Here is a 26281-nt window from a genome sequence, read left to right as displayed (position 1 = left end):
TATTGCCAAGTTAGGGAGTAGGAAAAAGTATGAGTGATATACATAAAAAGATTAAAAAGAAGCAGTTTGCTCCGTTGTATTTAGTGTATGGAACGGAAGCGTTTTTTATAAATGAAACAATAAAGCTTATTACAACAGAAGCGCTTGAAGAGGAAGATCGCGAGTTTAATGTTGTGACATATGATTTAGAAGAAGCGTATTTAGAAGATGTGGTTGAGGATGCACGTACACTTCCTTTTTTCGGAGAACGTAAAGTGCTATTAATAAAATCACCACTATTTTTAACTTCACAAAAAGAAAAGTTAGAGCAAAATATAAAAATTTTAGAGGAATATATTGGGGAGCCTTCTCCATTTTCTATTCTTGTTTTTGTTGCGCCTTACGAAAAACTTGATGAACGAAAAAAAATTACAAAACTATTAAAGAAAACAGCGGACGTAGTAGAAGCGAATGCGATGCAAGTGCAGGATGTTCAGAAATGGATTGTGGCGCGTGCAGATGAAGTGCATGTGCATATTGATAATGCAGCTGTTAGTTTGTTGTTAGAGCTCGTGGGAAGTAATGTAACGATGTTGGCGAAGGAAATGGACAAGTTAACGTTATACGTCGGCATGGGTGGAGAGATTAGCCCGAGACTTGTTGCAGAGCTTGTGCCAAAATCGGTTGAACAAAATGTGTTTGCTTTGACAGAAAAAGTGGTAAAAAAAGATATCGCGGGTGCGATGCAAATTTTGGATGGATTATTTACGCAGCAAGAGGAACCTATTAAACTGCTTGCATTATTAGTAAGTCAATTCCGCTTACTGCATCAAGTGAAAGAGTTACAGCAGCGTGGTTATGGGCAAAATCAAATTGCGTCTCATATTGGTGTGCATCCATATCGTGTAAAGTTGGCGATGAATCAAACGAAGTTTTTCTCTTTTGAAGAATTAAAAAAAGTGATTATAGAATTAGCGGAAGCTGATTATAGTATGAAAACTGGAAAAATGGATAAGAAACTTGTGCTTGAGTTTTTCTTAATGCGGTTAAATCATATGTGATGATACAAAAAAGTTCACGTGCTTAGCGCGTGAACTTTTTTTGTATATAAAAAAACGATCCAAATGGATCGTTTTTTAAACGCCTTACGCGTTTACTTGTTTCGCTAAGCGAGATTTTTGACGAGCTGCAGCGTTTTGGTGGATAAGACCTTTACGAGCTGCTTTGTCAAGTTTTTTAGAAGCAGTTTTGAAAGCTTCTTTAGCATTTTCAAGATCGTTATTAGTAACTAAAGCTTCTACAGTTTTAACAGCAGAACGCATGTCAGACTTGATAGAAGCGTTATGTGAACGACGCTCTTCGCTAAGTTTAGCGCGTTTGATAGCAGATTTGATGTTTGCCATACTTTTCACCTCCCTGGTGCAATCGAATGACTCGATTCTTAACATAGAACAAGTGATATTCTATCAAACGGTGAAGAGAATTGCAATAGCATATCAATGAAATTTCACGTAAAGGAAAGAATGACCTTATATAACTTTGGGAAATCTAACGATATTTACTATGAATTACGGAGGAGATACGATGAAAGAACCATTAGATTTAAGTAAATATAGCGTTAGAACTGACCTTGCTGTAGAGGCACATCAAATGCTGCAAGAGCGCCAAGAAGAGCAAAATGGGATACAAGGAGTTATTGTGAAAGAGAGGGAAGAAGAAGGTATTACCATTACGAAAGTAACGATTGATGAAGTTGCCTCTGAATCAATGGGTAAAAAACCTGGTAATTATTTAACACTTGAAGTACAAGGTATACGTCAACAAGATACAGAGCTGCAACAAAAAGTAGAGCGCATTTTTGCAAAAGAATTTTCTTATTTCTTAGAAGATGTTGGTGTTACGAAAGAAGCGAGTTGTTTAATTGTGGGTCTGGGGAATTGGAATGTAACGCCAGATGCGCTTGGACCGATAGTTGTAGAAAATGTATTGGTAACGAGACACTTGTTTCAATTGCAGCCTGAAAGTGTAGAAGAAGGGTTTAGACCTGTTAGTGCAATTCGGCCGGGGGTAATGGGAATTACAGGGATTGAAACGAGCGATGTTATTTATGGAATCATTGAGAAGACAAAGCCAGACTTTGTCATTGCAATTGATGCATTAGCTGCCCGTTCTATTGAACGAGTAAATAGCACGATACAAATTTCTGATACGGGAATTCATCCTGGATCGGGTGTTGGGAATAAGCGTAAGGAACTTAGTAAAGAAACATTGGGTATTCCTGTTATTGCGATTGGTGTCCCGACTGTGGTAGATGCCGTTTCGATTACAAGCGATACAATTGATTTTATTTTGAAACATTTTGGACGGGAGATGAAGGAAGGAAACAAACCTTCCCGATCTTTGTTACCAGCTGGCTTTACATTTGGAGAAAAGAAAAAGTTAACAGAAGAAGATATGCCGGATGAAAAGAGTCGGAATATGTTTTTAGGTGCTGTAGGTACACTGGAAGATGAAGAGAAGAGAAAATTAATTTATGAAGTGTTATCTCCTCTTGGACATAATTTAATGGTGACTCCGAAAGAAGTGGATGCTTTCATAGAGGATATGGCAAATGTAATAGCGAGTGGTTTAAATGCAGCCTTGCATCATCAAATTGACCAAGATAATACAGGAGCATATACACATTGATGGGAAGAGACGATAATCATGTAAGCCGCTTTTCGCTTTTGTGTATATGTAGTGCGGCCATATGTTTACTCATGATAATAGCAGGGGTGGCACTTGCTAATCATGGTTTGAAAAGTATGAAAGGTTATCAGCAAATGTCGTATGAACAAATCGCCCATATGACAGGAACAGAGGGTGCGGGTGCAGAATCAGAAATTTTGGGAAGTTCATTTTCCGTTACTGAAAAACAAAAACAATTAGAAAGCTTAAAGAGTTTTAATGTTGTAGAAGGAATTGGTATGGCAATAGCAAGTGCTACTTATGAAGTAACAAAGTTTGGAACGGATATAGTTATTGGGAAAGTGAAAGAGATTTTTAGTTAAGTGTAGCAAGAAGAACGGTTGTCTTACCATTTTGTACGGCAGCCGTTTTTTAATTTGAAAAAGGTTTGTCTCTTATGGTTTGTTCGCATAAGATATAGATAGAATGATTTGTATTGTAAGCAGCACGAGTTTTCATTGAATCTTTGCTGCTCTATTGATATAATCAGTGCTAGTGTATATTGGCGAGACTATTAGGAGTTGAGAACATAGATGAACAAAGAAGAAAGAGCAAAAAGACAGTCCAAAATTCGTAATTTCTCTATCATTGCTCATATTGACCACGGAAAATCAACGTTAGCAGACCGTATTTTAGAGAAAACAAACGCGTTAACACAACGTGAAATGAAAGCTCAATTGCTTGACTCTATGGATTTAGAGCGTGAGCGTGGTATTACAATTAAATTAAACGCAGTACAGTTAACGTATAAAGCAAAAGACGGTGAAGAATATATTCTTCACTTAATTGATACACCAGGGCACGTCGACTTTACGTACGAAGTATCTCGTAGTTTAGCGGCTTGTGAAGGTGCAATTCTTGTAGTGGATGCAGCGCAAGGTATTGAGGCGCAAACGTTAGCGAACGTATACTTAGCGCTTGATAACAATTTAGAAATTTTACCGGTTATTAATAAAATCGACTTACCAAGTGCAGACCCAGAACGTGTACGTCAAGAGGTAGAAGATGTAATCGGTTTAGATGCATCAGAAGCTGTACTTGCTTCTGCAAAAGCTGGTATTGGTATTGAAGATATTTTAGAACAAATCGTTGAAAAAGTACCAGCACCAACAGGTGATTCAGAAGAGCCGTTACAATGTATGATCTTTGACTCTTTATATGATCCGTACCGCGGTGTAATCGCTTATATCCGTGTTGTAAATGGAACGGTAAAAGTTGGCGACAAAGTACGTATGATGGCAACTGGTAAAGAATTTGAAGTAACAGAAGTAGGTGTATTTACACCGAAGACTACGCAACGTGATGAGTTAACTGTAGGTGATGTAGGTTTCTTAGCAGCATCGATTAAAAATGTTGGTGACACACGTGTTGGTGATACGATTACACATGCTAAGCGTCAAGCTGCAGAGCCGTTAGCAGGTTATCGTAAATTAAACCCAATGGTATTCTGTGGTTTATATCCAATTGATTCTGCACGTTACAACGACTTACGTGATGCGTTAGAAAAATTAGAGTTAAACGATTCTGCACTTGAGTTTGAACCAGAAACATCTCAAGCACTAGGATTTGGTTTCCGTTGTGGATTCTTAGGACTTCTTCACATGGAAATCATTCAAGAACGTATTGAACGTGAATTTAAAATTGACTTAATTACAACAGCGCCAAGCGTTATTTATAAAGTGTATTTAACAAACGGTGAAGATGTAATTGTTGATAACCCATCTAATATGCCAGATCCACAGTCTATCGATCGCGTAGAAGAGCCGTTTGTGAAGGCTTCAATTATGGTTCCGAATGACTATGTTGGAGCTGTAATGGAAATTTGCCAAGGTAAACGTGGAACGTTTATTGATATGCAATATTTAGATGAAACACGTGTTACATTAACATATGAAATCCCATTATCAGAAATCGTATATGATTTCTTCGATCAATTGAAATCAAATACAAAAGGGTATGCATCATTTGATTACGAGTTAATTGGTTATAAACCATCTAAACTTGTGAAAATGGATATTCTTTTAAATAATGAACAAGTGGATGCTTTATCATTTATCGTACACCGTGATTCAGCGTATGACCGTGGTAAAGTAATCGTAGAGAAATTAAAAGAATTAATTCCAAGACAACAGTTCGAAGTGCCAATTCAGGCGACTATCGGAAACAAAGTTGTAGCACGTTCTACAATTAAGGCGATGCGTAAAAACGTACTTGCAAAATGTTACGGCGGTGACATTTCTCGTAAGCGTAAACTTCTTGATAAGCAAAAAGAAGGTAAAAAACGTATGAAGTCTGTTGGTTCTGTAGAAGTACCGCAAGAAGCATTCATGGCTGTACTGAAAATGGATGACAACTAATAATTGATTGTTATTTCATGCGAATTGATATAAAAAAGAAGTCGTCTATACGGCTTCTTTTTTTATATCATTACTTTTTAGACAACGTAGCTTCTCTCATTTACAATGGTGAGAGAGCTTTTTAGTTCATATAGAGTTAGGAGTTTGTTAATGTCCGAAAATATTCGAAAAGATATTCACGAGAAAATACAAAATGGCAATTTTAATTGTGAAAAGGAATTGACGCTTTCTATTATTAGTGGGAAGTGGAAAGTTGTGATACTGTGGCATCTTGGTGTGGAAGGGCCTCATCGTTTTAGTGAATTGCAACGATTATTCCCAAGCATTTCTCATAAAGTTTTGTCGAATCAATTAAAAGAGTTAATGGAAGATGGGATTGTTGATAGAACAGTATACCCAGAAATTCCTCCGCGAGTGGAGTATTATATGACGGAATTAGGCATGTCGCTTTTACCAATCGTTGAAATGATGTATGATTGGGGAAAAATGCGAATGGAGCAAATTCGTAATACGTTAGAGAAGTAAAGAAGCCTCCCGAGCGCGGAGGTTTTCTTTTTAGAAAGGTAGGAGTTATATTTGGTGCAAGCTGCATATATTCATATTCCGTTTTGTCAGCATATTTGTCACTATTGTGATTTTAATAAAGTATTTATTGAACGCCAACCGGTTGATCAATATTTAGAGTATTTAGAGAAGGAAATAATAAATACAGTCCAAAAGGTACCGTTTGATAGTATGAAAACGATTTTTGTTGGTGGAGGAACCCCGACAGCGTTAAATATGGAGCAGACAAAAAAGTTACTCGATATTATAAACCGTCGCTTACGTCCGTTTGCTCTGAATTGTGAATTAACATTTGAAGCGAATCCAGGTGATTTACCGAAAGAGAAGTTACATGTATTGCTAGAAGGTGGAGTGAACCGAATTAGTTTTGGTGTGCAAACATTTCGGGATGAGTTGCTTGAGAAAATTGGGCGTAAGCATACGAGGGAAGATGCATTTGTAGCAATTAGAGAAGCGCAGGAAGTGGGCTTCAAAAATATAAATGTAGATATTATTTATGCTCTGCCAGGGCAGACGATAGAAGATGTGAAAGAAACGTTAGATATTGCTTTTACGCTCGGTGTACAACATTTCTCGGCCTATTCATTAATTGTGGAACCGAAAACTGTGTTTTATAACTTAATGAATAAAGGGAAATTAAGACTTCCAGGTGAAGACCATGAAGCAAAAATGTACGAAATGGTAATGGATGAAATGGAGAAACACGGCTATATCCAGTATGAAATTAGCAATTTCTCAAAAGGTGATAATGAAAGTAGACATAATCTCACATACTGGAATAATGAAGAGTATTATGGATTTGGAGCTGGGGCACATAGTTATGTAAATGGAGAACGTATCCAAAATGTAGGACCGCTCAAGCAATACTTCAACAAAATCGACGAAACTGGATTTCCGTATTTAGATGTTCACGCGGTGACGGAGAAAGAAAGAATGGAAGAAGAGTTGTTCTTAGGACTTCGAAAAACAAAAGGTGTATCTAAAATAGGATTTCAAAAGAAATTTAATATGGAAATGGATCAAGTTTTCGCGAAGCAGTTACAAAGCAACCAAGAACAAGGGTTACTTGAAGAGATCGATGGATATGTTCGTTTAACGCGAAAAGGAAAATTATTGGGGAATGAAGTATTCCAATCATTTTTGATTGACTAATTAAATGTTCCATTAACGTGAAAAAGTTTCATTATTTCGTGACGTTTCCGTTGACAATTGAATGTCAATTTTGGTAAGTTATTAATAGATTTAGCACTCGAAGACAAAGAGTGCTAACAGAGGTGATGATGAGATGCTTACGGAACGTCAGCTCTTAATTTTACAAACAATTATTGATGACTTTATTGGATCAGCGCAACCTGTTGGATCGAGGACGTTGGCTAAGAAAGATGAAATTACGTTTAGTTCAGCTACTATTCGAAATGAAATGGCTGATTTAGAGGAACTGGGATTTATTGAAAAAACGCATAGTTCTTCAGGACGTGTTCCTTCTGAAAAAGGATATCGTTTTTATGTAGATCATCTTTTAGCGCCGCAAAACTTACCGACCGATGAAATTGTACAAATTAAAGATTTATTTGCTGAAAGAATTTTTGAAGCGGAAAAGATTGCACAGCAATCGGCTCAAATTTTATCAGAGCTTACGAATTATACGGCCATTGTTCTTGGACCGAAGTTAAGCACAAATAAACTTAAAAACGTACAAATTGTACCGCTTGATCGTCAAACTGCAGTCGCTATTATTGTAACGGATACAGGGCATGTACAAAGCAAAACGATTACCGTTCCGGAATCTGTTGATTTATCAGATTTAGAAAAAATGGTGAATATTTTAAATGAAAAGCTGTCAGGCGTACCAATGGCAGAACTGCATAACAAAATCTTGAAAGAGATTGTTACAGTTTTACGTGGGTATGTTCATAATTACGATAGTGCAATAAAAATGTTAGATGGTACATTTCAAGTTCCTTTATCGGAAAAGATATACTTTGGAGGAAAAGCAAATATGCTTTCGCAACCAGAGTTCCATGACATTCACAAAGTAAGATCCTTACTGACAATGATTGATAATGAAGCTGAGTTTTATGACATTTTGCGTCATAAACAAGTAGGTATTCAAGTGAAAATAGGTAGGGAAAACTCTGCGACGGCCATGGAAGATTGTAGTTTAATTTCTGCAACATATTCGATTGGAGAAGAGCAACTTGGAACAATTGCTATTTTAGGTCCAACAAGAATGCAATACTCTCGGGTAATTAGTTTGTTACAGTTATTTACGAGACAATTTACTGATGGACTTAAAAAGTAAATGAGAGTAATACATTCGCTCAAGTAATGGAATTTTCATTGCTGTGTGTAATATATAATGCTTAGGTAATTGTGCTCAGCATAATACCTAATACCTTTTAAGGAGGTGAATATTGTGGAAGAGCGTAACGAACAAGTGGTAGAAGAAGTAAAAGAAGCTGTCACGACAGAAAACAGTGAAGAAACTGTAGAAGAAAAAAGTGAGGCTGCTCTTTTACAAGAAAAAGTAGATGAGTTACAAGCGAAACTAACGGAAACGGAAGGTCGCACATTACGTCTACAAGCAGATTTTGAAAATTATAAGCGTCGTGTCCAAATGGATAAACAGGCTGCTGAAAAATATAGAGCACAAAGTCTAGTTTCAGATATTTTGCCAGCTCTTGATAATTTTGAAAGAGCGATGCAAGTGGAAGCAACTGATGAGCAAACGAAATCCTTGTTACAAGGTATGGAAATGGTGCATCGTCAATTGTTAGAAGCGTTGACTAAAGAAGGTGTTGAAGTGATTGGATCTGTTGGTAAACAGTTTGATCCTAATGAACACCAAGCTATTATGCAAGTAGAAGATAGTGAATTTGAATCAAACGCGGTAGTTGAAGAATTCCAAAAAGGTTATAAACTAAAAGACCGTGTGATTCGCCCATCAATGGTAAAAGTAAATCAATAAATTTACATAAAAGTAGGAGGATTCGCCATGAGTAAAATTATCGGTATTGACTTAGGTACAACAAACTCTTGTGTAGCTGTTATGGAAGGTGGAGAACCAAAGGTTATCCCAAATCCAGAAGGAAACCGTACAACACCATCTGTTGTAGCTTTCAAAAATGAAGAGCGTCAAGTTGGGGAAGTTGCAAAGCGTCAAGCAATTACAAACCCAAATACAATCATGTCTGTTAAACGTCATATGGGTACAGACTACAAAGTAGAAGTTGAAGGTAAAGATTATACACCTCAAGAAATTTCTGCAATCATTTTACAAAACCTAAAAGCTTCTGCTGAAGCATACTTAGGTGAAACAGTTACGAAAGCTGTTATTACAGTACCTGCATACTTCAACGATGCAGAACGTCAAGCAACAAAAGATGCTGGTCGTATCGCTGGTTTAGAAGTTGAGCGTATCATTAACGAACCAACAGCAGCAGCGCTTGCTTACGGTTTAGAAAAACAAGATGAAGAGCAAAAAATCTTAGTATATGACTTAGGTGGCGGTACATTTGACGTATCTATCCTTGAGTTAGCAGACGGAACATTCGAAGTTATTTCAACTGCTGGTGACAACCGTCTTGGTGGAGATGACTTTGACCAAGTTGTTATTGACCACTTAGTAGCTGAGTTCAAAAAAGAAAATAACATTGATTTAAGCCAAGATAAAATGGCACTTCAACGTTTGAAAGATGCAGCTGAAAAAGCGAAAAAAGATCTTTCTGGCGTAACACAAACACAAATTTCATTACCATTCATTAGTGCTGGAGCTGCTGGTCCATTACACTTAGAATTAACATTAACAAGAGCGAAATTCGAAGAGCTTTCAGCAGGTCTTGTTGAAAGAACGTTAGAGCCAACTCGTCGTGCATTAAAAGACGCTGGTTTTGCTCCAAGCGAATTAGATAAAGTTATCCTTGTTGGTGGATCTACTCGTATCCCAGCTGTACAAGAAGCTATTAAACGTGAAACTGGTAAAGAACCATATAAAGGTGTAAATCCTGATGAAGTTGTAGCATTAGGTGCTGCAGTGCAAGGTGGCGTACTTACTGGTGATGTAGAAGGCGTACTATTATTAGACGTAACTCCACTTTCTTTAGGTATTGAAACTATGGGTGGCGTGTTCACGAAATTAATCGAGCGTAACACTACAATTCCAACAAGTAAGTCACAAGTATTCTCAACAGCTGCTGATAACCAACCGGCAGTAGACATTCACGTGTTACAAGGTGAGCGTCCAATGTCAGCTGACAACAAAACATTAGGTCGTTTCCAATTAACAGACCTTCCGCCAGCACCACGTGGTATTCCACAAATCGAAGTAACATTCGATATTGATGCGAACGGTATTGTTAACGTACGTGCAAAAGACTTAGGAACAAGCAAAGAGCAAGCTATTACAATCCAATCTTCTTCAGGTCTTTCTGATGAAGAAGTAGATCGTATGGTACAAGAAGCAGAAGCAAATGCTGACGCTGACCAAAAACGTAAGGAAGAAGTTGAACTTCGTAACGAAGCTGACCAACTTGTATTCCAAACGGATAAAGTTGTAAAAGATTTAGAAGGTAAAGTGGATGCAGCTGAAGTTGCAAAAGCAACAGAAGCGAAAGAAGCACTACAAGCTGCGATCGAGAAGAACGAGCTTGAGGACATCCGTGCGAAAAAAGACGCTTTACAAGAAATCGTACAACAATTAAGTGTTAAATTATATGAGCAAGCTCAAGCAGCTGCAGGGCAAGCAGAAGGTGCACAAGGAGCACAAGATGCTGGCGCGAAGAAAGACAATGTAGTAGACGCTGAGTTTGAAGAAGTAAAAGAAGATAAGTAATATAAATAAGTAAGATGACAAAAAGTCAAAGTCAAGCGTGCCTTGGCTTTGGCTTTTTTCATGAATGAGAAGAAAAGTGTGAGGTTCTTAAGTTTTTTACTTTGCATACTGTAAGTGAGGAAACTTTGTTGCAAAGCACTTTCTTTCGGTGTTAAAATTACGTTTATGTGAAAGATTCGGGGGTTGTAAATTTATGAGTAAACGAGATTATTATGAGGTCCTTGGACTTAGCCAGGGTGCTTCAAAAGATGAAATAAAAAAAGCGTATCGTCGTTTGGCAAAAAAATACCATCCAGACGTAAGTAAAGAAGAAAATGCAATTGAAAAGTTTAAAGAAGTACAAGAAGCATATGAAGTATTAAGCGACGATCAAAAGCGCGCGCAATATGATCAATTTGGTCATGCTGGTGCAAATCAAGGTTTCGGTGGCTTTGGCGGCGGTGGAGACTTCGGCGGTGGCTTCGGTTTCGAAGATATCTTTAGTTCGTTCTTTGGCGGCGGTGGTGGTAGACGTCGTGATCCAAATGCTCCGCGTCAAGGTGCTGACTTACAATATCAAGTTACTTTAGAGTTTGAAGAAGCTATTTTTGGTAAAGAATTAAATGTCGAGATTCCAGTAGAAGATCCATGTGATACTTGTAAAGGTAGCGGAGCGAAACCAGGAACTTCAAAAGAAACATGTAAACATTGTTCAGGTTCAGGGCAAGTAAGTGTAGAACAAAATACACCATTTGGTCGTATCGTAAACCGTCAAGCTTGTGGTCATTGTTCAGGAACTGGTCAAATGATTAAAGAAAAATGTACGACATGTCACGGTTCTGGTAAAGTACGTAAACGTAAAAAAATCAATGTTAAAATTCCAGCAGGTATCGATAATGGTCAACAAATCCGTGTATCTGGAAAAGGTGAAGCGGGTGTAAATGGCGGACCGGCAGGAGACTTATATGTAGTTGTTCATGTAAGAAATCATGAATTCTTTGAGCGTGAAGGAGATCACATTATTTGCGAAATGCCATTAACATTTGCGCAAATGGCACTTGGTGCTGAAGTGGAAGTTCCTACTGTTCATGGGAAAGTGAAGCTGAAAATTCCAGCAGGAACACAAACAGGAACAGAATTCCGCTTAAAAGGAAAAGGTGCTCCGAACGTACGTGGATACGGTCAAGGAGATCAATATGTAGTTGTTCGTGTTGTTGTACCGACGAAATTAACTTCACATCAAAAAGATTTATTACGTGAATTTGCGGGACAAGAAGAGCAGGATGATAGTCTATTTGGAAAGCTTAAACGTGCTTTCAAAGGGGAATAATGGAAATGAAAAATGGAGTTGGTAAATTGTGAAATGGTCAGAAATTAGTATTCATACAACAGAAGAAGCAGTAGAAGCTGTCTCTCATATTTTACATGAAGCTGGTGCTAGCGGAGTTGCGATTGAGGATCCAGCGGAGTTGACGAAAGAGCGCGAGCAACAATATGGTGAAATTTATGCATTGAACCCAGATGAATATCCGGCGGAAGGTGTATTAATAAAAGCATATTTCCCGCAAACGGATTCTTTACATGAAACGATTGCAGGTGTAAAATCATCTATTGATATGCTTCCATCTTACGACATCGAAATTGGTACTGGAAATATTACAGTTAACGAAGTCAATGAAGAAGATTGGGCAACTGCTTGGAAAAAATATTACCATCCAGTACAAATTTCTGATACATTCACAATTGTGCCGACGTGGGAAGACTATACACCATCTTCTCCGGAAGAAAAAATTATTGAATTAGATCCAGGTATGGCGTTTGGGACGGGAACTCATCCGACAACAACGATGTGTATTCGTGCTTTAGAAAAAACAGTTCAGTCAGGTGACACTATTATTGATGTAGGAACAGGTTCTGGTGTACTTAGTATTGCAGCAGCAAAATTAGGTGCGTCTGCTGTTCAAGCGTATGATTTAGATCCGGTTGCAGTTGAAAGTGCAGAAATGAATGTACGTTTAAATAAAACAGATGATATCGTGTCTGTTGGACAAAATAGTCTTTTAGAAGGCATTGAAGGTCCTGTTGATTTAATCGTAGCTAACTTATTAGCAGAAATTATTCTATTATTCCCTGAAGATGCAGCGAGAGTTGTGAAGCCAGGTGGATTATTTATTACATCGGGCATTATTGCTGCGAAGGAAAAAGTAATTTCTGAAGCGTTAGAAAAAGCTGGATTTACAATTGAAGAAGTGTTACGAATGGAAGATTGGGTAGCAATTATTGCACGAAATGCGTAATATAGATTTTAGTCTATAATGAAAAGGGGAGTCTCTCACTATAAAGTGAGGGACTTGCCGTTTGTTATATGAAAAATGATAACGTTTCGTTCTTTTCGTAAGTATTGACTTACGAAAGGAACGAAACTCTACTAAGGTGATTATATGCAACGTTATTTTGTAGAAGAGAAATATGTAAATGAGACAAGTATTCGCATTGTAGGTGATGACGTACATCATATCGCAAGAGTGATGCGTATGTCAGCTGGTGATCAAATTTATTGCTGTGTAAACGGAAAAACAGCCGTATGTTCAATTGATGAAATTACCAGTGAATTTATTAATACGGCTATTGTAGAATGGGTAGAGGCGTCAAGTGAACTTCCTGTTTTCGTGACGATTGCAAGTGGACTGCCGAAAGGAGACAAGCTAGAGTTAATTTTTCAAAAAGGAACTGAGCTTGGGGCAGCTGCATTCTTACCATTTCAAGCATCTCGATCTATTGTAAAATGGGATGCGAAAAAAGCTGATAAAAAAGTTGAGCGTTTAAGAAAAATTGTGAAAGAAGCTGCGGAACAATCGCATAGAAGTGAAGTTCCAGAAGTACATGCTCCGGCATCATTTAAACAATTGCTTTCGATGAGTGGTGAGTATGATGTTTGTCTTGTTGCTTACGAAGAGGAAGCAAAACAAGGGGAGAAATCTAACTTTGCGAAAGCTTTAACGATGATGAAACCAGGTCAAAAGCTATTGATTGTATTTGGCCCAGAAGGCGGTTTAGCTGAGGAAGAGATTACAACGCTTCGTGAACATAAATTTGTACCATGTAGTTTAGGACCAAGAATTTTAAGAACAGAAACGGCGCCGTTATACGCGTTAAGTGCTGCTTCGTATCATTTTGAATTGATGGGGTGATGATCGATGTCAACTGTTGCGTTCCATACGTTAGGTTGTAAAGTAAACCACTATGAAACAGAAGCCATTTGGCAATTGTTTAAACAAGGTGGATATGAAAGAACTGAATATGAAAAGAAATCTGATGTATACGTTATTAATACGTGTACAGTAACGAATACGGGAGATAAGAAAAGCCGTCAAGTTATTAGACGTGCTGTTCGCCAAAACCCGGATGCGGTTATTTGTGTAACTGGATGTTATGCACAAACATCTCCAGCGGAAATTATGGCGATTCCAGGTGTAGATATTGTAGTTGGTACACAGGATCGTGAAAAGATGTTAGGATATATCGAAGAATTCCGCAAAGAGCGTCAGCCAATTAATGCTGTCCGCAACATTATGAAAACACGTGTATACGAAGAACTGGATGTACCTTATTTCACGGATCGTACACGTGCATCTTTAAAAATACAAGAAGGTTGTAATAACTTCTGTACATTCTGTATTATTCCTTGGGCGCGTGGTTTAATGCGCTCTCGTGATGGGAAAGAAGTTATTAAACAAGCGCAGCAATTAGTAGATGCAGGCTATAAAGAAATCGTATTAACAGGTATTCATACAGGTGGGTACGGTGAAGATATTAAAGATTATAACTTAGCTGGATTACTTCGTGATATGGAAGCGGAAGTAGGCGGATTAAAACGTCTTCGTATTTCTTCTATTGAAGCGAGCCAGATTTCAGATGAAGTAATTGAAGTGTTAGATAAGTCTGAAGTAGTTGTACGTCACTTACACATTCCGTTGCAATCTGGATCTAATACAGTATTAAAACGTATGCGTCGTAAGTATACGATGGAATTTTTCCAAGAACGCTTAGATCGTTTGAAAGAAGCGTTACCAGGTCTTGCGATTACATCTGACGTAATCGTTGGTTTCCCAGGTGAAACAGAAGAAGAATTCATGGAAACATACAATTTCATTAAAGAGAATCGCTTCTCTGAGTTACACGTATTCCCTTACTCAAAACGTACGGGAACACCTGCAGCGCGTATGGAAGATCAAGTTCCTGAAGATGTGAAGAACGATCGTGTTCACCGTTTAATTGAACTATCTAATCAATTAGCGAAAGAGTATGCGTCACAGTTTGAAGGCGAAGTACTTGAAATCATTCCAGAAGAGCAATTTAAAGAGGGCGACCGCGAAGGGTTATATGTAGGTTATACAGATAACTACTTGAAAATTGTATTTGAAGGATCAGAAGAATTAATTGGTAAACTAGTGAAAGTAAAAATTACGAAAGCTGGTTATCCATATAACGAAGCGCAATTTGTTCGTGTTCTTGAAGATGATGTAAAAAAAGAATCAGCAAGCGCATAAAGTGAAACTTTAATCAGTGGGGTTCATCCCCACTAATTATCAGCCTGACCCCCACCTAACTTCTTTATTTTCGCTGAATTTAGAGATGGGGGTCTTACTGCCCGGTAAATAGTGGGATAAAAAGCGTGCAAACGGAAACGATTTGCATGCTTTCTTTTTTGGGGAGAAGTTAAGTGCTGAAAAGGCAGGTACGTTGAATGAGTGGTTATTTCATACTTTCTTGTATTAAAAAAGGTGTAATGATAAAAATATAGTTGTCTTCAGGGGAAAAGGAGAATAGCTATCTACATAGCTTTTGAACAGGGAAGGGCATCTATTCTTCTTTTATTCTGCCAAATAGTTGACCTGAAGTGATAAAATGTATTATAATCGTAAAAGACATGCTGAAGAAGGGTTTCTTTTTGCATGCTGAAATTAGTATGTAAGTGTGATGTTTCGGAGGGAGGGAAAGAGAATGTCAAAAACAGTCGTTCGTAAAAACGAGTCTTTGGAGGATGCACTTCGCCGTTTTAAAAGATCGGTTTCTAAAACTGGTACACTTGCTGAAGCAAGAAAGCGCGAGTTTTATGAAAAGCCAAGTGTAAAACGTAAGAAGAAATCTGAAGCGGCAAGAAAGCGTAAATTCTAAGAGAGGGTGTAAGTTATGAGTCTTCTCGGTCGTTTAAACGATGATATGAAACAAGCGATGAAGAATAAACAAAAAGAAAAATTAACCGTTATTCGTATGGTTAAGGCTGCTTTACAAAATGAAGGTATTAAACTGCAACATACTCTTACTGAAGAAGAGGAATTAACAGTTTTAGCTCGTGAAGTAAAACAGTATAAGGACTCCCTCCTTGAATTTAAAAAAGCTGGTCGTGAAGACCTTGTTAATAAACTGCAAAGTGAAATTCAGATTTTAAGCGCATATTTGCCGGAGCAATTAACAGAAGAAGAACTAGCGAATGTAATTAAGCAAGTAATTTCTGAAGTTGGTGCGACTTCTAAAGCAGATATGGGTAAGGTGATGACTGCTGTTATGCCGAAAGTAAAAGGTAAAACAGACGGATCACTTGTGAATAAGTTGGTTATCCAGCTATTAGCATAAAAAAACGTCTCATTTCGTATGAGACGTTTTTTTATGCTTTTTTTCAGTTTGGACGTGATATTACAAGCCCTTTTTTCATACATATGGGATGAGAGGGGGTCTTTTGAGATGAAAAAATTAGAACAAATGAAGAATTGGTTAACAAAGCAAATAGACCTGCCAGTGGATGTGCTAATGGATCTACCTCGGATCACGCTTGTTGGGCAAGTGCATATCTATATAGAAAATCATCGGGGTTTATTAGTGTTTTCAGATAAAGAAGTAAGATTGTTGTTAAAGCACGGTCAATTATTAATTAAGGGGCAATCCTTTATTATTAAAACAATCCTTCCGGAAGAACTTTTGCTTGAAGGAATAATTGAGCAAGTGATGTTTTTAGAAAACGAAAAAAAAGAGGAGTGAGGGAAACTTCCATATGTGAAGTTTTTCTTCGTTATTTTCGTGATTCGCTCTTGCTATTCAGTTTATCTCTCTAATCATGGTCAGTAAAACTCTTTATTTCATTTTCGTACGAGCTATTTTGCTAAATAAAGTGAAAAAGTAGTGTGTATACTTTTGGAAAGGTAGTGGAGGTAGTAGATGAAAAATAAATGGTTTATAAAGTGGCTTGGATATGTAAAAGTACGAATTGAAGGTAGAGGAGCAGAACGGTTCGTTAACGAATGTGTACGTAGAAAATTATTAGTTTGGGATGTTAAGAAGATTGCTGATGAAACGTTAGTTTTTTGTATGTTATTACGAGATGTGAAGAAAATAAAACCAATTTATAGAAAAAATGAATGTAAGCTATATTTTATTGGGCGTTACGGTTTTCCTTTTTTAAATAAGCGTCTAATTAAAAATAGTGGATTCTTAATTGGTTTTTTAATTTTCTTTTTTGGCATGATTGCATTATCAAATATGGTTTGGAAAATTGAAATTACAGGAGCGAAACCTGAAACAGAATATATATTGATGAAAGAATTGGACAAAATGGGTATTAAAAAAGGGAAATTACAATTCCAAATGCCTAATGTAGAAGATGTACAGCGTCATTTGACAGACAATATTAATGCGATTACTTGGGCGGGACTAGAAATAAGAGGGACGACATATCATTTTAAAATTGTTGAAAAGAATGAGCCGGAAAAAGAAAAGGAACAAAGGCCGCAAAATTTAGTAGCAAAAAAAGAAGCGATTGTTACAAAAACATTTGTTGAAGTAGGAAAACCAGTAGTCTTGAAAAATGACCATGTCGAAAAAGGACAGCTTCTCGTATCAGGTATATACGGTAATGAGGAGAGTCCGACGATTGTTTCGGCGAAAGGTATTGTATATGGAGAAACGTGGTACACATCTGAGGTGAATGTACCATTGAAGACACAATTTCAAGTATATACTGGCAATGCATATAATGAACATTACCTTTCATTTGGGAGTGCGAAAATAAAAATATGGGGATTTCAACATGATAAGTATAAACGCTCTCGTACTGAAAGTGTAAAACACGATGTGAAACTATTTGGTTTTACACTGCCAATCGCGTACGAAAAAAATATCGTGCGAGAAGAGGAAGAAGCGAATCGGGAATATACAGAAAAACAGGCAATGAAAGTAGCGAAAGAAATGGCTGAAAAAGAACTAAAGAAAAAATTGGATGAACATGCTATGATTGTAAGTGATAAGATTTTGAGTAAACAGGTTGAGGCGGATCAACTAAAAGTCACATTGCATTATACTGTGATCGAAAATATTGCAGAGCCACAACCAATATCCGAATCCGATATTCAAGGAGACTGAGTAATGGCAGAACAATTAGTAGAAATGAACCAACAATTGGAAAATACTAACGAAGCAATCGCTCTTTTTGGAGTCAATGATGCTCATTTGAAAGTAATTGAACGAGAACTGAATGTATCGATTATAACTAGAGGTGAAACTGTTCATGCATCTGGAGCAGTTGAAACTGTGACACTCGTAGAAAAAATCTTACAGCAATTACTTGTTGTTATTCGAAAAGGTGTATCAATTACAGAAAGAGATGTTGCGTATGCAATTCAGCTCGCACGACAAGGGAAAATTGCTCAATTTGAAGAGTTATATGAAGAAGAAATCTTTAAAACGGCAAAAGGTAAATCCATTCGTGTAAAAACAATGGGACAAAGAAGATATATTCATGCAATGAAGAAAAATGATGTTGTATTTGGAATAGGACCTGCTGGGACTGGGAAAACATACTTAGCTGTAGTGATGGCTGTGAGAGCTCTAAAGCAAGGGTATGTAAAGAAAATCATTTTAACGAGACCGGCTGTAGAAGCTGGAGAAAGTTTAGGGTTTTTACCAGGTGATTTAAAAGAGAAAGTAGATCCATATTTACGTCCATTGTATGATGCGTTGCACGATATTCTTGGACAAGAATATACACAGCGTATGATGGAGCGGGGGGTAATTGAAATCGCGCCTCTAGCTTATATGAGAGGGCGTACGCTCGATGATTCATTTGTTATTTTAGATGAAGCGCAAAATACAACGGGTGCACAAATAAAAATGTTTTTAACTAGATTAGGTTTTAGTTCTAAAATGGTTATTACGGGAGACCCTTCACAAGTAGACTTGCCAAAAGGGGTAAAATCAGGGCTTTCGCTAGCTTCTAACATTTTATCTGGTGTATCAGGTCTTTCGTTCATTACATTAGAACAAACGGACGTTGTGAGGCATCCGCTGGTGCAACGTATTATTGAGGCATATGATAAAATGGAATGATCCTATTTGTCAGGATCATTTCTTTTTGTATTAAGGTTGGCGAATGGCATATTTTTTACTATCATAAAAGATAAGAGAAATAAACGATAGGTACTGGTGTATCAAAATGTTGTCTAAAAGTATCGTTGGCTAGAAGAAATGAAAGCTTTAAATAGTTTCACTTTATTTCTGGAGAGGAGAAGGTATTGAAATCATGTTAAGAGCTCAAGGAATTTCTAAGTGGTTTCGTAATTTACAACATTCGAAAAAACTAAGTTGGATTTCTTACGTTTTGTTAGGAGCAGTGCTGTTTTTTGCACTTATGAATAATGTAAAACCAGAGCAATTAGATGTTGATATGTATTCTATTGCGAAAAAAACAATTCATTCTCCTATTAAAATTGAAGATAAGGTTATAACGGACAGGAAAAAACAAGAGGCTGCTCAAAAAGTTGGGGATCAATATACATATAGAAGTGAATATAAACAAAATAGAGTAGATATTGTAAATGATGTTTTTGCTAAGGTAAATGAAGTAATTCAGGAGATGAAAGCTGCTGGACCTGAAGAGCAAAAAAAGATGACCGATGCAAATAAATTAGAAAAGTTGAAGAAGAAGTTACCATCTAATTTCACAAAGGAATTATCTGATGAGAATTTACTGTACTTTATTAATGCAGAACCAGATCAATTAGAATTAGCAAAGAACGCGGCTCTAACGTCTGTTAGTGTAATTATGGGTGGAAATATTAAAATGTCCGAAGAAATAGCGGCAAAAGAGCGATTTGTTAATGAAATGAAAAGCCTCAATGTGAATAGTGGATTGAAGGAAGCTGTGAATGCGCTAGGATCATATGCGATTACAGCAAATTATTTTTATGATCCGGCTGTAACGAAAGAGAAGAAGAAAGCGGAAGAAGATTTAGTTCCGCCTGTTTATATTCTTCAAGGACAAGTTATTGTTAGAGAAGGTGAAACAATTTCAAGTGATATGTATAATCAGTTGAAATTAGTCGGTTTATTAGAGAAAGGCAATAGTTTTCAGCCTTATGTTGGATTAGCGGTGCTCATTGGTGTGTTACTGTACTTTATGCATAAGCAGTTTGAAGTATTTTTACAGCGCAAAAGAGAAGATAGACCGTATATTTTAGCGTATATTACAATTTTGTCTATCACGATTGTTTTAATGAAAACGATTAGTTTATTTCAAAAGCTTGAATATGCAGGAATTGCGTATGTTGTCCCAGTTGCGATGGGAACAATACTTGTAAAACTAATGATTGGCGATCGATTTGTATTTTTGACAAGTATGATTTTTTCTGTGTGCGGAAGTATTATGTTTAATGAAGGAGTAACAAGTACACTGAATTATAGCGTAGGTATTTATGTGCTATTAAGTTCATTATCAGTAAGCATTTTCTTAAGAGAAAAAAATCGTCGTACGATGATTTTGCAAGCTGGTATACTTGTTTCTATCTTGAATGTAGTCGTCTTAGCGGCGTTATTATTATTACGTAATGGGAATTTTTCACCTCTTGAAATTGGAACGCAATTATTGATGGCTTCCGTTTCAGGGATTATCTCATCCGTTTTAGCGATGGGGATATTACCATATTTAGAGAGTGGACTTGGAATTGTATCGAGCATGAAGCTTATGGAACTATCGAGTCCAAATCATCCGCTTTTGCGTAGAATTTTGTTAGAAGCACCAGGAACATATCACCACAGTGTAATGGTAGCGAATCTTTCTGAGGCTGCTTGTGAAGCGGTTGGAGCAAATGGTGTATTAGCACGTGTAGGGGCGTATTATCATGATGTAGGAAAAACAGTACAACCGCAATTCTTTATTGAAAATCAGATGGGAATTGAAAATCCACATGATAAATTAGATCCTGTGACGAGTAAAGATATTATCATTGCTCATGTAACAGATGGAGTCAGGATGCTCGAAGAATACCATATTCCGCAAGAAATTATCGATATTGCTGGACAACACCATGGTACAACGTTACTTAAATATTTTTATTATAAGGCGATTAAAGAAGATAAAGAGAAATATACAGAAGAGATGTTCCGCTATCCAGGATCAAAAGCAACTTCTAAAGAGTCGGCAATTGTTGGTATTGCTGATAGTGTTGAGGCGGCGGTACGTTCTATGAATCACCCAACGCCAGATCAAATTAATAATTTAGTACAAAGTATTATTAAAGATCGCCTGCAAGATGGGCAATTTAGTGAATGTGATTTGACGTTTAAGGAACTACAAATCGTTGGAAAAACGTTATGTGAAACGTTAAATGGTATTTTCCATTCGCGTATTACATATCCGGAACCACCGGAAGAGAAGGAGAAAGAATGAGTTTATTAATTGATTTCATTGATGAAACAGAAGAAGTGAAAGAAGAATATGTGAATTTAATTCGTGAGATATTAGAAAAAGCAGCTCAAATGGAAAAAATAGAGGATGGTGCGGAGTTATCAGTGACATTTGTAGATAATGAACGCATTCGCGAGATTAATCGTGATTACCGAGATAAGGATCAGCCTACGGATGTCATTTCCTTTGCTATGGAAGAAATGGGAGAAGGAGAAATGGAAATTGTAGGTGCAGAGATGCCTCGTATGTTGGGTGACCTTATTATTTCTATTCCGAGAGCGAAAGAACAAGCTGAAGAGTATGGACATTCTTTTGATCGTGAACTTGGCTTTTTAGCGTTACATGGTTTTTTACATTTACTTGGTTATGACCACATGACAGAAGAGGATGAAAAAGAAATGTTTGGAAGACAAAAAGAAATTTTAGAGGCATTTGGATTAGGTCGATGAAAAAAGGAAAACTTATAAATAGTTTTGGATATGCTATAGCAGGTATATTCTTTTGTCTTCGTCATGAACGAAATATGAAAATTCATTATTTAGCCGCAGTCATTGTTATATGCTGCGGCTTTTATTTCCATATTACGAAAGTAGAGTGGATGGTATTACTTATTGTAATAGGAATTGTAATGAGTTTAGAGATGGTAAATACAGCTGTGGAAAAAACAGTAGATTTGGCGACTACCGATATACATCCGTTTGCGAAAATTGCAAAGGATGTCGCAGCCGGAGCGGTTTTATTGTTTGCGATAATAGCCGTTATAATTGGTGCTATTATCTTTTTGCCGTATGTGGTATAGTTGCATTCCAAAGCTTTTATTGAGCTTTGGAAGTGCCGTAAAGGCCTTTAATCAGAGAGTGTAGCTATTCACAGCTGTGGACAGGAAGGATGCGGGAATATGAATAGTAAACAATTAATTCAAGAAGCAATCGAAGCGCGTAAACAAGCGTACGTACCATATTCTAAATTTCAAGTAGGTGCAGCATTATTAACACAGGATGGAAAAGTATATCGTGGATGTAATGTTGAGAATGCATCATACGGCCTATGTAACTGTGCAGAAAGAACAGCTTTATTTAAGGCGGTTTCTGAAGGCGATAAAGAGTTTGTAGCTATCGCGATTGTGGCGGATACAAAGCGTCCAGTACCTCCTTGTGGAGCATGTCGACAAGTTATGGTAGAATTATGTAAACAGGATACGAAAGTATACCTATCAAATTTACATGGTGACGTTCAAGAGACGACAGTCGGAGAATTGTTGCCAGGAGCATTTTTAGCGGAGGATTTACATGAATAGAAAAGGTTATAAATCAGGTTTTGTCTCTATTATTGGCAGACCGAATGTTGGAAAATCTACATTTTTAAATCGTATTATCGGCCAGAAAATTGCCATTATGAGTGACAAGCCACAAACAACTCGTAATAAAATTCAAGGCGTATATACAGAAAATGATTCACAAGTAATTTTCATTGATACACCAGGAATACATAAACCTAAACATAAATTAGGCGACTTCATGGTGAAGATGGCTCAAACGACATTAAAAGAAGTTGATATTGTTCTGTTTATGGTCAATGCAGTTGAAGGATTTGGTCGTGGTGAAGAATTTATCATTGAGAAATTAAAAGAAACGAAACAACCAGTATTTTTAGTAATTAATAAAATCGACCAACTTCATCCAGAGCAATTATTAGAGTTAATCGATCAATACCGCAAACTATATGAGTTTGCAGAGATTGTACCAATTTCTGCATTAGACGGTAATAATGTGGACGCTTTAATTGGAACGATTAAAAAGTATTTACCAGAAGGACCACAGTACTATCCAGATAATCAAGTAACGGATCATCCAGAGAGATTTATTATTTCAGAGCTTATTCGTGAGAAAGTACTACATTTAACACGTGAAGAAGTGCCGCATTCTGTGGCTGTTGTTATCGATGCAATTCAAAAACGCGAAGGCGGTGCAGTTTATATCAATGCAACGATTGTTGTGGAACGTCCGTCGCAAAAAGGGATTATTATCGGAAAACAAGGGAAGATGTTAAAAGAAGTTGGTAAGCGAGCTCGTTTTGATATTGAAGCATTGCTCGGTTCAAAAGTATTTTTAGAAGTATGGGTAAAAGTGCAAAAAGATTGGCGTAATAAAATGTCTCAGCTTCGTGACCTTGGTTTCCGCGAAGACGAGTACTAAAATAGAGTAAAGCTGTAATCAGCGGATGTTTTGTTCATCCGCTGATTATTGGTTTTTATGAGTTTTGATAAATTAGGAAAAATTTTTCTCACATGAAAATGGACAAAATGGGTCAATTTAATAACAACAAAGGAAATTGGTTTATAGGCTACGCTTATTGAGAAAGGTGGATTCTTATGCTAGATTTTACCTGGAAGTTTTTCTCCAAAACAGGAAGCATTGAAACGTACTTGCTTTTGAAAGAAATGGAAAAAGACGTAAACGATGAGATGGATCAACATGAAGAGGAGCTAGCGCATCTAGACTCTCCAATTTCTTGACCCGTTTTGTTCAAACCTTGGATGGTGACGAACATGTTTCAAAAAGTTGAGGGCATCGTTATCCGTACGACAGATTACGGAGAAACGAACAAGATTGTTACAATATTCTCAAGAGAATTGGGTAAGGTAAGTGCAATGGCAAGAGGAGCGAAAAAACCGAAAAGCCGGTTAGCGTCTGTTTCGCAACTTATGACACATGGTAATTTTCTTATTCAAATGGGATCTGGACTTGGAACTTTACAACAAGGCGAGATTATTTCAACTATGAAAGAAATTCGCGAGGATATATTTTTAACTGCTTATGCATCATTTATTGTTGAGTTAACTGATAAAGCAACAGAAGATAAAAAACATAATCCATATTTATTTGAAATGTTATATCAAACGTTGCATTATATGTGTGAGGGTGTTGATTCAGAAGTATTATCATTAATTTATCAAACGAAAATGCTTCCGGTATTAGGGATGCGCCCGTATTTTGATACATGTGCGATTTGTCATCAAGAAACAGATTTTGTCGCCTTCTCTGTCCGGGAAGGCGGTTTTCTGTGCTCGCGTCATGCTGAGCAAGACCAGTATCGTATACCAGTGGGGGAAGCTGTTCATAAATTATTACGTCTTTTCTACCACTTCGATTTACATAGACTTGGCAATGTATCAGTGAAGGATAGCACAAAAAAACAAATGCGTTTAGTATTGAATACATATTATGATGAATATTGCGGGATTTATTTGAAATCAAGACGTTTCTTAGAACAACTTGATAAGTTTCAAATATAATTTGGGGCCGTATACGGTCCTTTTTACATCCTATCTTTTTCGAATAGCATATTTAGTATATAATATTTAAGAGATAGTATAACTTTTTTCGTTGTGCATTGAAGGTGGTGATTATCATAGAGCTGAATAAACGGCAAGAACATATCATTCAGATTGTAAAAGATCACGGTCCTATTACAGGGGAGTCAATTGCTGCGCAATTAGGATTAACACGTGCAACGCTAAGACCAGACTTAGCAATTTTAACGATGGCTGGTTATTTAGAAGCGCGTCCACGCGTAGGTTATTTTTATACGGGTAAAACTGGGGGACAGCTATTATCTGAAGCTGTTAAGAAAATTAAAGTACAAGATTATCAATCTAGACCAGCTGTAATTGATAAAAATGTATCAGTATACGATGCGATTTGTACGATGTTTTTAGAGGACGTAGGTACATTATTCGTTGTAGATCAATCGACTTTATTAGTTGGCGTTGTATCTCGTAAAGATTTATTACGAGCTAGCCTAGGAAAGCAGGATTTAACCTCTCTTCCGGTTAATATTATCATGACAAGGATGCCAAACATTGCGATGTGTCGTAGAGAAGATTCTTTGTATGATATTGCGATGGAATTAATAGAAAGACAGATTGATGCGATGCCAGTTGTAAAAGATACGAAACAAGGTTTAGAAGTGATTGGACGAATTACAAAAACAAATATTACACGTGCGTTTGTAAACTTAGTAAATAACGAATAAGTGTAATTTGTTTAAAGTGAGGTAATGTAATGGATAATAAAATCGTATATGTCGTATCTGACTCTGTTGGAGAAACGGCTGATTTGGTTGTTCGAGCAGCGATGGGTCAATTCCCATTCGCTCCTGATATTAGACGTGTACCATATGTAGAAGATACAGGGACATTAAAAGAAGTGATTTCAATTGCTAAGAGCAATCAAGCGCTTATTTGTTTCACGTTAGTAAAGCCTGACATGCGCCAGTATTTAGTGACAGAGGCTGCGAAAGAAGGCGTAGAGGCATATGATATTATCGGGCCTCTTATTGATCAAATTGAAGAAATTACAGGGCAAGTACCAAGATATGAGCCGGGTGTTGTTCGTAGATTAGATGAAGAATACTTTAAAAAGATTGAAGCGATTGAGTTTGCTGTAAAGTATGATGATGGTAGAGACGCACGTGGTATTTTAAAAGCAGATATCGTGTTGATTGGGATTTCGCGCACATCAAAAACACCACTTTCTCAATATTTAGCTCATAACAAACGTTTGAAAGTTGCCAATGTACCGCTCGTACCAGAAGTAGATCCGCCTGAAGAATTATATCAAGTGGCTAAAGAAAAATGCTTCGGTTTGAAAATTACGCCAGATAAGTTGAATCATATTCGAAAAGAGCGATTGAAATCACTTGGACTAAGTGACGGTGCAACATATGCCGATATTAATCGTATTAAAGAAGAAATTGATCACTTTGAGAATGTAGTTAGTAAAATAAATTGTCAAGTAATTGATGTATCGAATAAAGCGATTGAAGAAACAGCCAACATTATTGTGAATGCAGTGCAAAACCAAAAAATGTTTTAGCACATTTACCAAAGGTGAATGTGCTTTTTTCGCTCGTGAGAAATACAATGCCTGTTGATTTCGTAATAGATTATAGTGGAGTGGTTATACTTATATTCTTCTGTCTTTTTATTATGCTAAAGGCAGGGTTTTGTTATCCTGAAATAGAAGATGAAAAAATAAAGGGATATGTAGCGCAGTTGAAGAAAATATATTATAATAAAAAATTGTGATAAAAACCTATATTTTACGT

The 26281-nt window shown here is 36.9% G+C and carries 28 protein-coding genes; 27 read left to right on the top strand and 1 reads right to left on the bottom strand.

Annotation, left to right across the window (positions count from 1 at the left end):
- Nucleotides 1–29: 29 nt before the first annotated feature.
- Nucleotides 30–1040: a DNA polymerase III subunit delta gene (holA, locus tag PDL00_RS12430; RefSeq protein WP_242255868.1), complete on the top strand. Its 1011-nt coding sequence runs from the start codon at nt 30–32 to the stop codon at nt 1038–1040.
- A gap of 84 nt (nt 1041–1124) precedes the next feature.
- Here the strand turns inward: holA and rpsT are convergent, their stop codons facing one another.
- Nucleotides 1125–1382 (bottom strand): 30S ribosomal protein S20, encoded by a 258-nt coding sequence (gene rpsT / locus PDL00_RS12425; protein WP_001274014.1) that lies wholly within the window; start codon nt 1380–1382, stop codon nt 1125–1127.
- 181 nt (nt 1383–1563) lie between these two features.
- Between rpsT and gpr the strand changes: the two genes are divergently transcribed.
- From gpr to PDL00_RS12295, 26 genes are all read left to right on the top strand, one after another.
- Nucleotides 1564–2667: a GPR endopeptidase gene (gpr, locus tag PDL00_RS12420; protein ID WP_061677289.1), complete on the top strand. Its 1104-nt coding sequence runs from the start codon at nt 1564–1566 to the stop codon at nt 2665–2667.
- Entirely contained in the window at nt 2667–3029 is a 363-nt protein-coding gene (locus tag PDL00_RS12415) for a YqxA family protein (protein WP_140384214.1), read from the top strand. The genes gpr and PDL00_RS12415 overlap by 1 nt, the downstream gene beginning before the upstream one ends.
- 210 nt (nt 3030–3239) lie before the next feature.
- Nucleotides 3240–5063 carry an elongation factor 4 gene (gene lepA, locus PDL00_RS12410; protein ID WP_001030962.1) on the top strand — a complete coding sequence of 608 codons (1824 nt, stop codon included), beginning with the start codon at nt 3240–3242 and terminating at the stop codon, nt 5061–5063.
- Between the two features lie 150 nt (nt 5064–5213).
- Nucleotides 5214–5588, top strand: coding sequence for a winged helix-turn-helix transcriptional regulator (locus PDL00_RS12405; protein WP_001293536.1), 375 nt, complete (start codon nt 5214–5216; stop codon nt 5586–5588).
- 51 nt (nt 5589–5639) lie between these two features.
- Complete coding sequence (gene hemW / locus PDL00_RS12400; RefSeq protein WP_097864768.1) at nt 5640–6779, top strand: radical SAM family heme chaperone HemW; 1140 nt, start codon at nt 5640–5642, stop codon at nt 6777–6779.
- A gap of 133 nt (nt 6780–6912) precedes the next feature.
- Complete coding sequence (gene hrcA, locus PDL00_RS12395; RefSeq protein WP_097819250.1) at nt 6913–7929, top strand: heat-inducible transcriptional repressor HrcA; 1017 nt, start codon at nt 6913–6915, stop codon at nt 7927–7929.
- A gap of 114 nt (nt 7930–8043) precedes the next feature.
- A complete protein-coding gene (gene grpE / locus PDL00_RS12390; RefSeq protein ID WP_097819251.1) occupies nt 8044–8595 on the top strand; it encodes a nucleotide exchange factor GrpE in 552 nt (183 codons plus the stop codon).
- A 27-nt stretch (nt 8596–8622) separates the two neighbouring features.
- The gene (gene dnaK, locus PDL00_RS12385; RefSeq protein WP_063260788.1) at nt 8623–10458 is read left to right on the top strand and encodes a chaperone protein DnaK; all 1836 of its coding nucleotides are present in this window, start codon (nt 8623–8625) and stop codon (nt 10456–10458) included.
- 193 nt (nt 10459–10651) lie between these two features.
- Nucleotides 10652–11767, top strand: coding sequence for a chaperone protein DnaJ (dnaJ, locus tag PDL00_RS12380; RefSeq protein ID WP_000043953.1), 1116 nt, complete (start codon nt 10652–10654; stop codon nt 11765–11767).
- Nucleotides 11768–11795: 28 nt separating this feature from the next.
- Complete coding sequence (gene prmA, locus PDL00_RS12375; protein WP_242255867.1) at nt 11796–12734, top strand: 50S ribosomal protein L11 methyltransferase; 939 nt, start codon at nt 11796–11798, stop codon at nt 12732–12734.
- A 144-nt stretch (nt 12735–12878) separates the two neighbouring features.
- Complete coding sequence (locus PDL00_RS12370) at nt 12879–13628, top strand: 16S rRNA (uracil(1498)-N(3))-methyltransferase (protein ID WP_242255865.1); 750 nt, start codon at nt 12879–12881, stop codon at nt 13626–13628.
- Between the two features lie 6 nt (nt 13629–13634).
- Nucleotides 13635–14987, top strand: coding sequence for a tRNA (N(6)-L-threonylcarbamoyladenosine(37)-C(2))-methylthiotransferase MtaB (mtaB, locus tag PDL00_RS12365; protein ID WP_061677306.1), 1353 nt, complete (start codon nt 13635–13637; stop codon nt 14985–14987).
- 454 nt (nt 14988–15441) lie between these two features.
- Nucleotides 15442–15615, top strand: coding sequence for a 30S ribosomal protein S21 (rpsU, locus tag PDL00_RS12360; protein ID WP_000048061.1), 174 nt, complete (start codon nt 15442–15444; stop codon nt 15613–15615).
- Nucleotides 15616–15630: 15 nt separating this feature from the next.
- Nucleotides 15631–16074 (top strand): GatB/YqeY domain-containing protein, encoded by a 444-nt coding sequence (locus PDL00_RS12355; RefSeq protein ID WP_000054579.1) that lies wholly within the window; start codon nt 15631–15633, stop codon nt 16072–16074.
- A gap of 108 nt (nt 16075–16182) precedes the next feature.
- Nucleotides 16183–16476 carry a sporulation protein YqfC gene (gene yqfC / locus PDL00_RS12350; protein ID WP_242255863.1) on the top strand — a complete coding sequence of 98 codons (294 nt, stop codon included), beginning with the start codon at nt 16183–16185 and terminating at the stop codon, nt 16474–16476.
- Between the two features lie 177 nt (nt 16477–16653).
- Entirely contained in the window at nt 16654–17853 is a 1200-nt protein-coding gene (gene yqfD / locus PDL00_RS12345) for a sporulation protein YqfD (protein WP_242255860.1), read from the top strand.
- Between the two features lie 3 nt (nt 17854–17856).
- Nucleotides 17857–18816, top strand: coding sequence for a PhoH family protein (locus PDL00_RS12340; protein ID WP_242255858.1), 960 nt, complete (start codon nt 17857–17859; stop codon nt 18814–18816).
- Between the two features lie 193 nt (nt 18817–19009).
- Nucleotides 19010–21154, top strand: coding sequence for an HD family phosphohydrolase (locus PDL00_RS12335; protein WP_270729278.1), 2145 nt, complete (start codon nt 19010–19012; stop codon nt 21152–21154).
- A complete protein-coding gene (gene ybeY / locus PDL00_RS12330; protein WP_000054689.1) occupies nt 21151–21621 on the top strand; it encodes an rRNA maturation RNase YbeY in 471 nt (156 codons plus the stop codon). The genes PDL00_RS12335 and ybeY overlap by 4 nt, the downstream gene beginning before the upstream one ends.
- Complete coding sequence (locus tag PDL00_RS12325; RefSeq protein ID WP_000715483.1) at nt 21618–21971, top strand: diacylglycerol kinase family protein; 354 nt, start codon at nt 21618–21620, stop codon at nt 21969–21971. Before ybeY ends, PDL00_RS12325 begins: the two co-directional genes overlap by 4 nt.
- 99 nt (nt 21972–22070) lie before the next feature.
- Nucleotides 22071–22469 (top strand): cytidine deaminase, encoded by a 399-nt coding sequence (locus tag PDL00_RS12320; RefSeq protein ID WP_001086294.1) that lies wholly within the window; start codon nt 22071–22073, stop codon nt 22467–22469.
- Entirely contained in the window at nt 22462–23367 is a 906-nt protein-coding gene (gene era / locus PDL00_RS12315) for a GTPase Era (RefSeq protein WP_061677310.1), read from the top strand. The genes PDL00_RS12320 and era overlap by 8 nt, the downstream gene beginning before the upstream one ends.
- Nucleotides 23368–23543: 176 nt before the next feature.
- Nucleotides 23544–23687 carry a YqzL family protein gene (locus tag PDL00_RS12310; protein WP_000883924.1) on the top strand — a complete coding sequence of 48 codons (144 nt, stop codon included), beginning with the start codon at nt 23544–23546 and terminating at the stop codon, nt 23685–23687.
- Between the two features lie 33 nt (nt 23688–23720).
- Nucleotides 23721–24467 (top strand): DNA repair protein RecO, encoded by a 747-nt coding sequence (gene recO, locus PDL00_RS12305; RefSeq protein WP_000487012.1) that lies wholly within the window; start codon nt 23721–23723, stop codon nt 24465–24467.
- Between the two features lie 107 nt (nt 24468–24574).
- Nucleotides 24575–25207: a helix-turn-helix transcriptional regulator gene (locus tag PDL00_RS12300; protein ID WP_000583755.1), complete on the top strand. Its 633-nt coding sequence runs from the start codon at nt 24575–24577 to the stop codon at nt 25205–25207.
- 29 nt (nt 25208–25236) lie between these two features.
- Nucleotides 25237–26049 carry a pyruvate, water dikinase regulatory protein gene (locus PDL00_RS12295; protein ID WP_270729275.1) on the top strand — a complete coding sequence of 271 codons (813 nt, stop codon included), beginning with the start codon at nt 25237–25239 and terminating at the stop codon, nt 26047–26049.
- Nucleotides 26050–26281: the final 232 nt, after the last annotated feature.

Origin of the sequence: Bacillus cereus group sp. TH152-1LC (assembly GCF_027710505.1) — a bacterium.
In the GTDB taxonomy this organism is placed as follows: domain Bacteria; phylum Bacillota; class Bacilli; order Bacillales; family Bacillaceae_G; genus Bacillus_A; species Bacillus_A mobilis.
This window is presented reverse-complemented; position numbering and strand designations above follow the sequence as displayed.

Coding starts and splice junctions, on each gene's coding strand:
- holA (WP_242255868.1), top strand. CDS start 30: ATGAGTGATATACATAAAAAGATTAAAAAGAAGCAGTTTGCTCCGTTG.
- rpsT (WP_001274014.1), bottom strand. CDS start 1,382: ATGGCAAACATCAAATCTGCTATCAAACGCGCTAAACTTAGCGAAGAG.
- gpr (WP_061677289.1), top strand. CDS start 1,564: ATGAAAGAACCATTAGATTTAAGTAAATATAGCGTTAGAACTGACCTT.
- PDL00_RS12415 (WP_140384214.1), top strand. CDS start 2,667: ATGGGAAGAGACGATAATCATGTAAGCCGCTTTTCGCTTTTGTGTATA.
- lepA (WP_001030962.1), top strand. CDS start 3,240: ATGAACAAAGAAGAAAGAGCAAAAAGACAGTCCAAAATTCGTAATTTC.
- PDL00_RS12405 (WP_001293536.1), top strand. CDS start 5,214: ATGTCCGAAAATATTCGAAAAGATATTCACGAGAAAATACAAAATGGC.
- hrcA (WP_097819250.1), top strand. CDS start 6,913: ATGCTTACGGAACGTCAGCTCTTAATTTTACAAACAATTATTGATGAC.
- dnaK (WP_063260788.1), top strand. CDS start 8,623: ATGAGTAAAATTATCGGTATTGACTTAGGTACAACAAACTCTTGTGTA.
- dnaJ (WP_000043953.1), top strand. CDS start 10,652: ATGAGTAAACGAGATTATTATGAGGTCCTTGGACTTAGCCAGGGTGCT.
- PDL00_RS12370 (WP_242255865.1), top strand. CDS start 12,879: ATGCAACGTTATTTTGTAGAAGAGAAATATGTAAATGAGACAAGTATT.
- mtaB (WP_061677306.1), top strand. CDS start 13,635: ATGTCAACTGTTGCGTTCCATACGTTAGGTTGTAAAGTAAACCACTAT.
- rpsU (WP_000048061.1), top strand. CDS start 15,442: ATGTCAAAAACAGTCGTTCGTAAAAACGAGTCTTTGGAGGATGCACTT.
- PDL00_RS12355 (WP_000054579.1), top strand. CDS start 15,631: ATGAGTCTTCTCGGTCGTTTAAACGATGATATGAAACAAGCGATGAAG.
- yqfC (WP_242255863.1), top strand. CDS start 16,183: ATGAAAAAATTAGAACAAATGAAGAATTGGTTAACAAAGCAAATAGAC.
- yqfD (WP_242255860.1), top strand. CDS start 16,654: ATGAAAAATAAATGGTTTATAAAGTGGCTTGGATATGTAAAAGTACGA.
- PDL00_RS12340 (WP_242255858.1), top strand. CDS start 17,857: ATGGCAGAACAATTAGTAGAAATGAACCAACAATTGGAAAATACTAAC.
- PDL00_RS12335 (WP_270729278.1), top strand. CDS start 19,010: ATGTTAAGAGCTCAAGGAATTTCTAAGTGGTTTCGTAATTTACAACAT.
- ybeY (WP_000054689.1), top strand. CDS start 21,151: ATGAGTTTATTAATTGATTTCATTGATGAAACAGAAGAAGTGAAAGAA.
- PDL00_RS12325 (WP_000715483.1), top strand. CDS start 21,618: ATGAAAAAAGGAAAACTTATAAATAGTTTTGGATATGCTATAGCAGGT.
- PDL00_RS12320 (WP_001086294.1), top strand. CDS start 22,071: ATGAATAGTAAACAATTAATTCAAGAAGCAATCGAAGCGCGTAAACAA.
- era (WP_061677310.1), top strand. CDS start 22,462: ATGAATAGAAAAGGTTATAAATCAGGTTTTGTCTCTATTATTGGCAGA.
- PDL00_RS12310 (WP_000883924.1), top strand. CDS start 23,544: ATGCTAGATTTTACCTGGAAGTTTTTCTCCAAAACAGGAAGCATTGAA.
- recO (WP_000487012.1), top strand. CDS start 23,721: ATGTTTCAAAAAGTTGAGGGCATCGTTATCCGTACGACAGATTACGGA.
- PDL00_RS12295 (WP_270729275.1), top strand. CDS start 25,237: ATGGATAATAAAATCGTATATGTCGTATCTGACTCTGTTGGAGAAACG.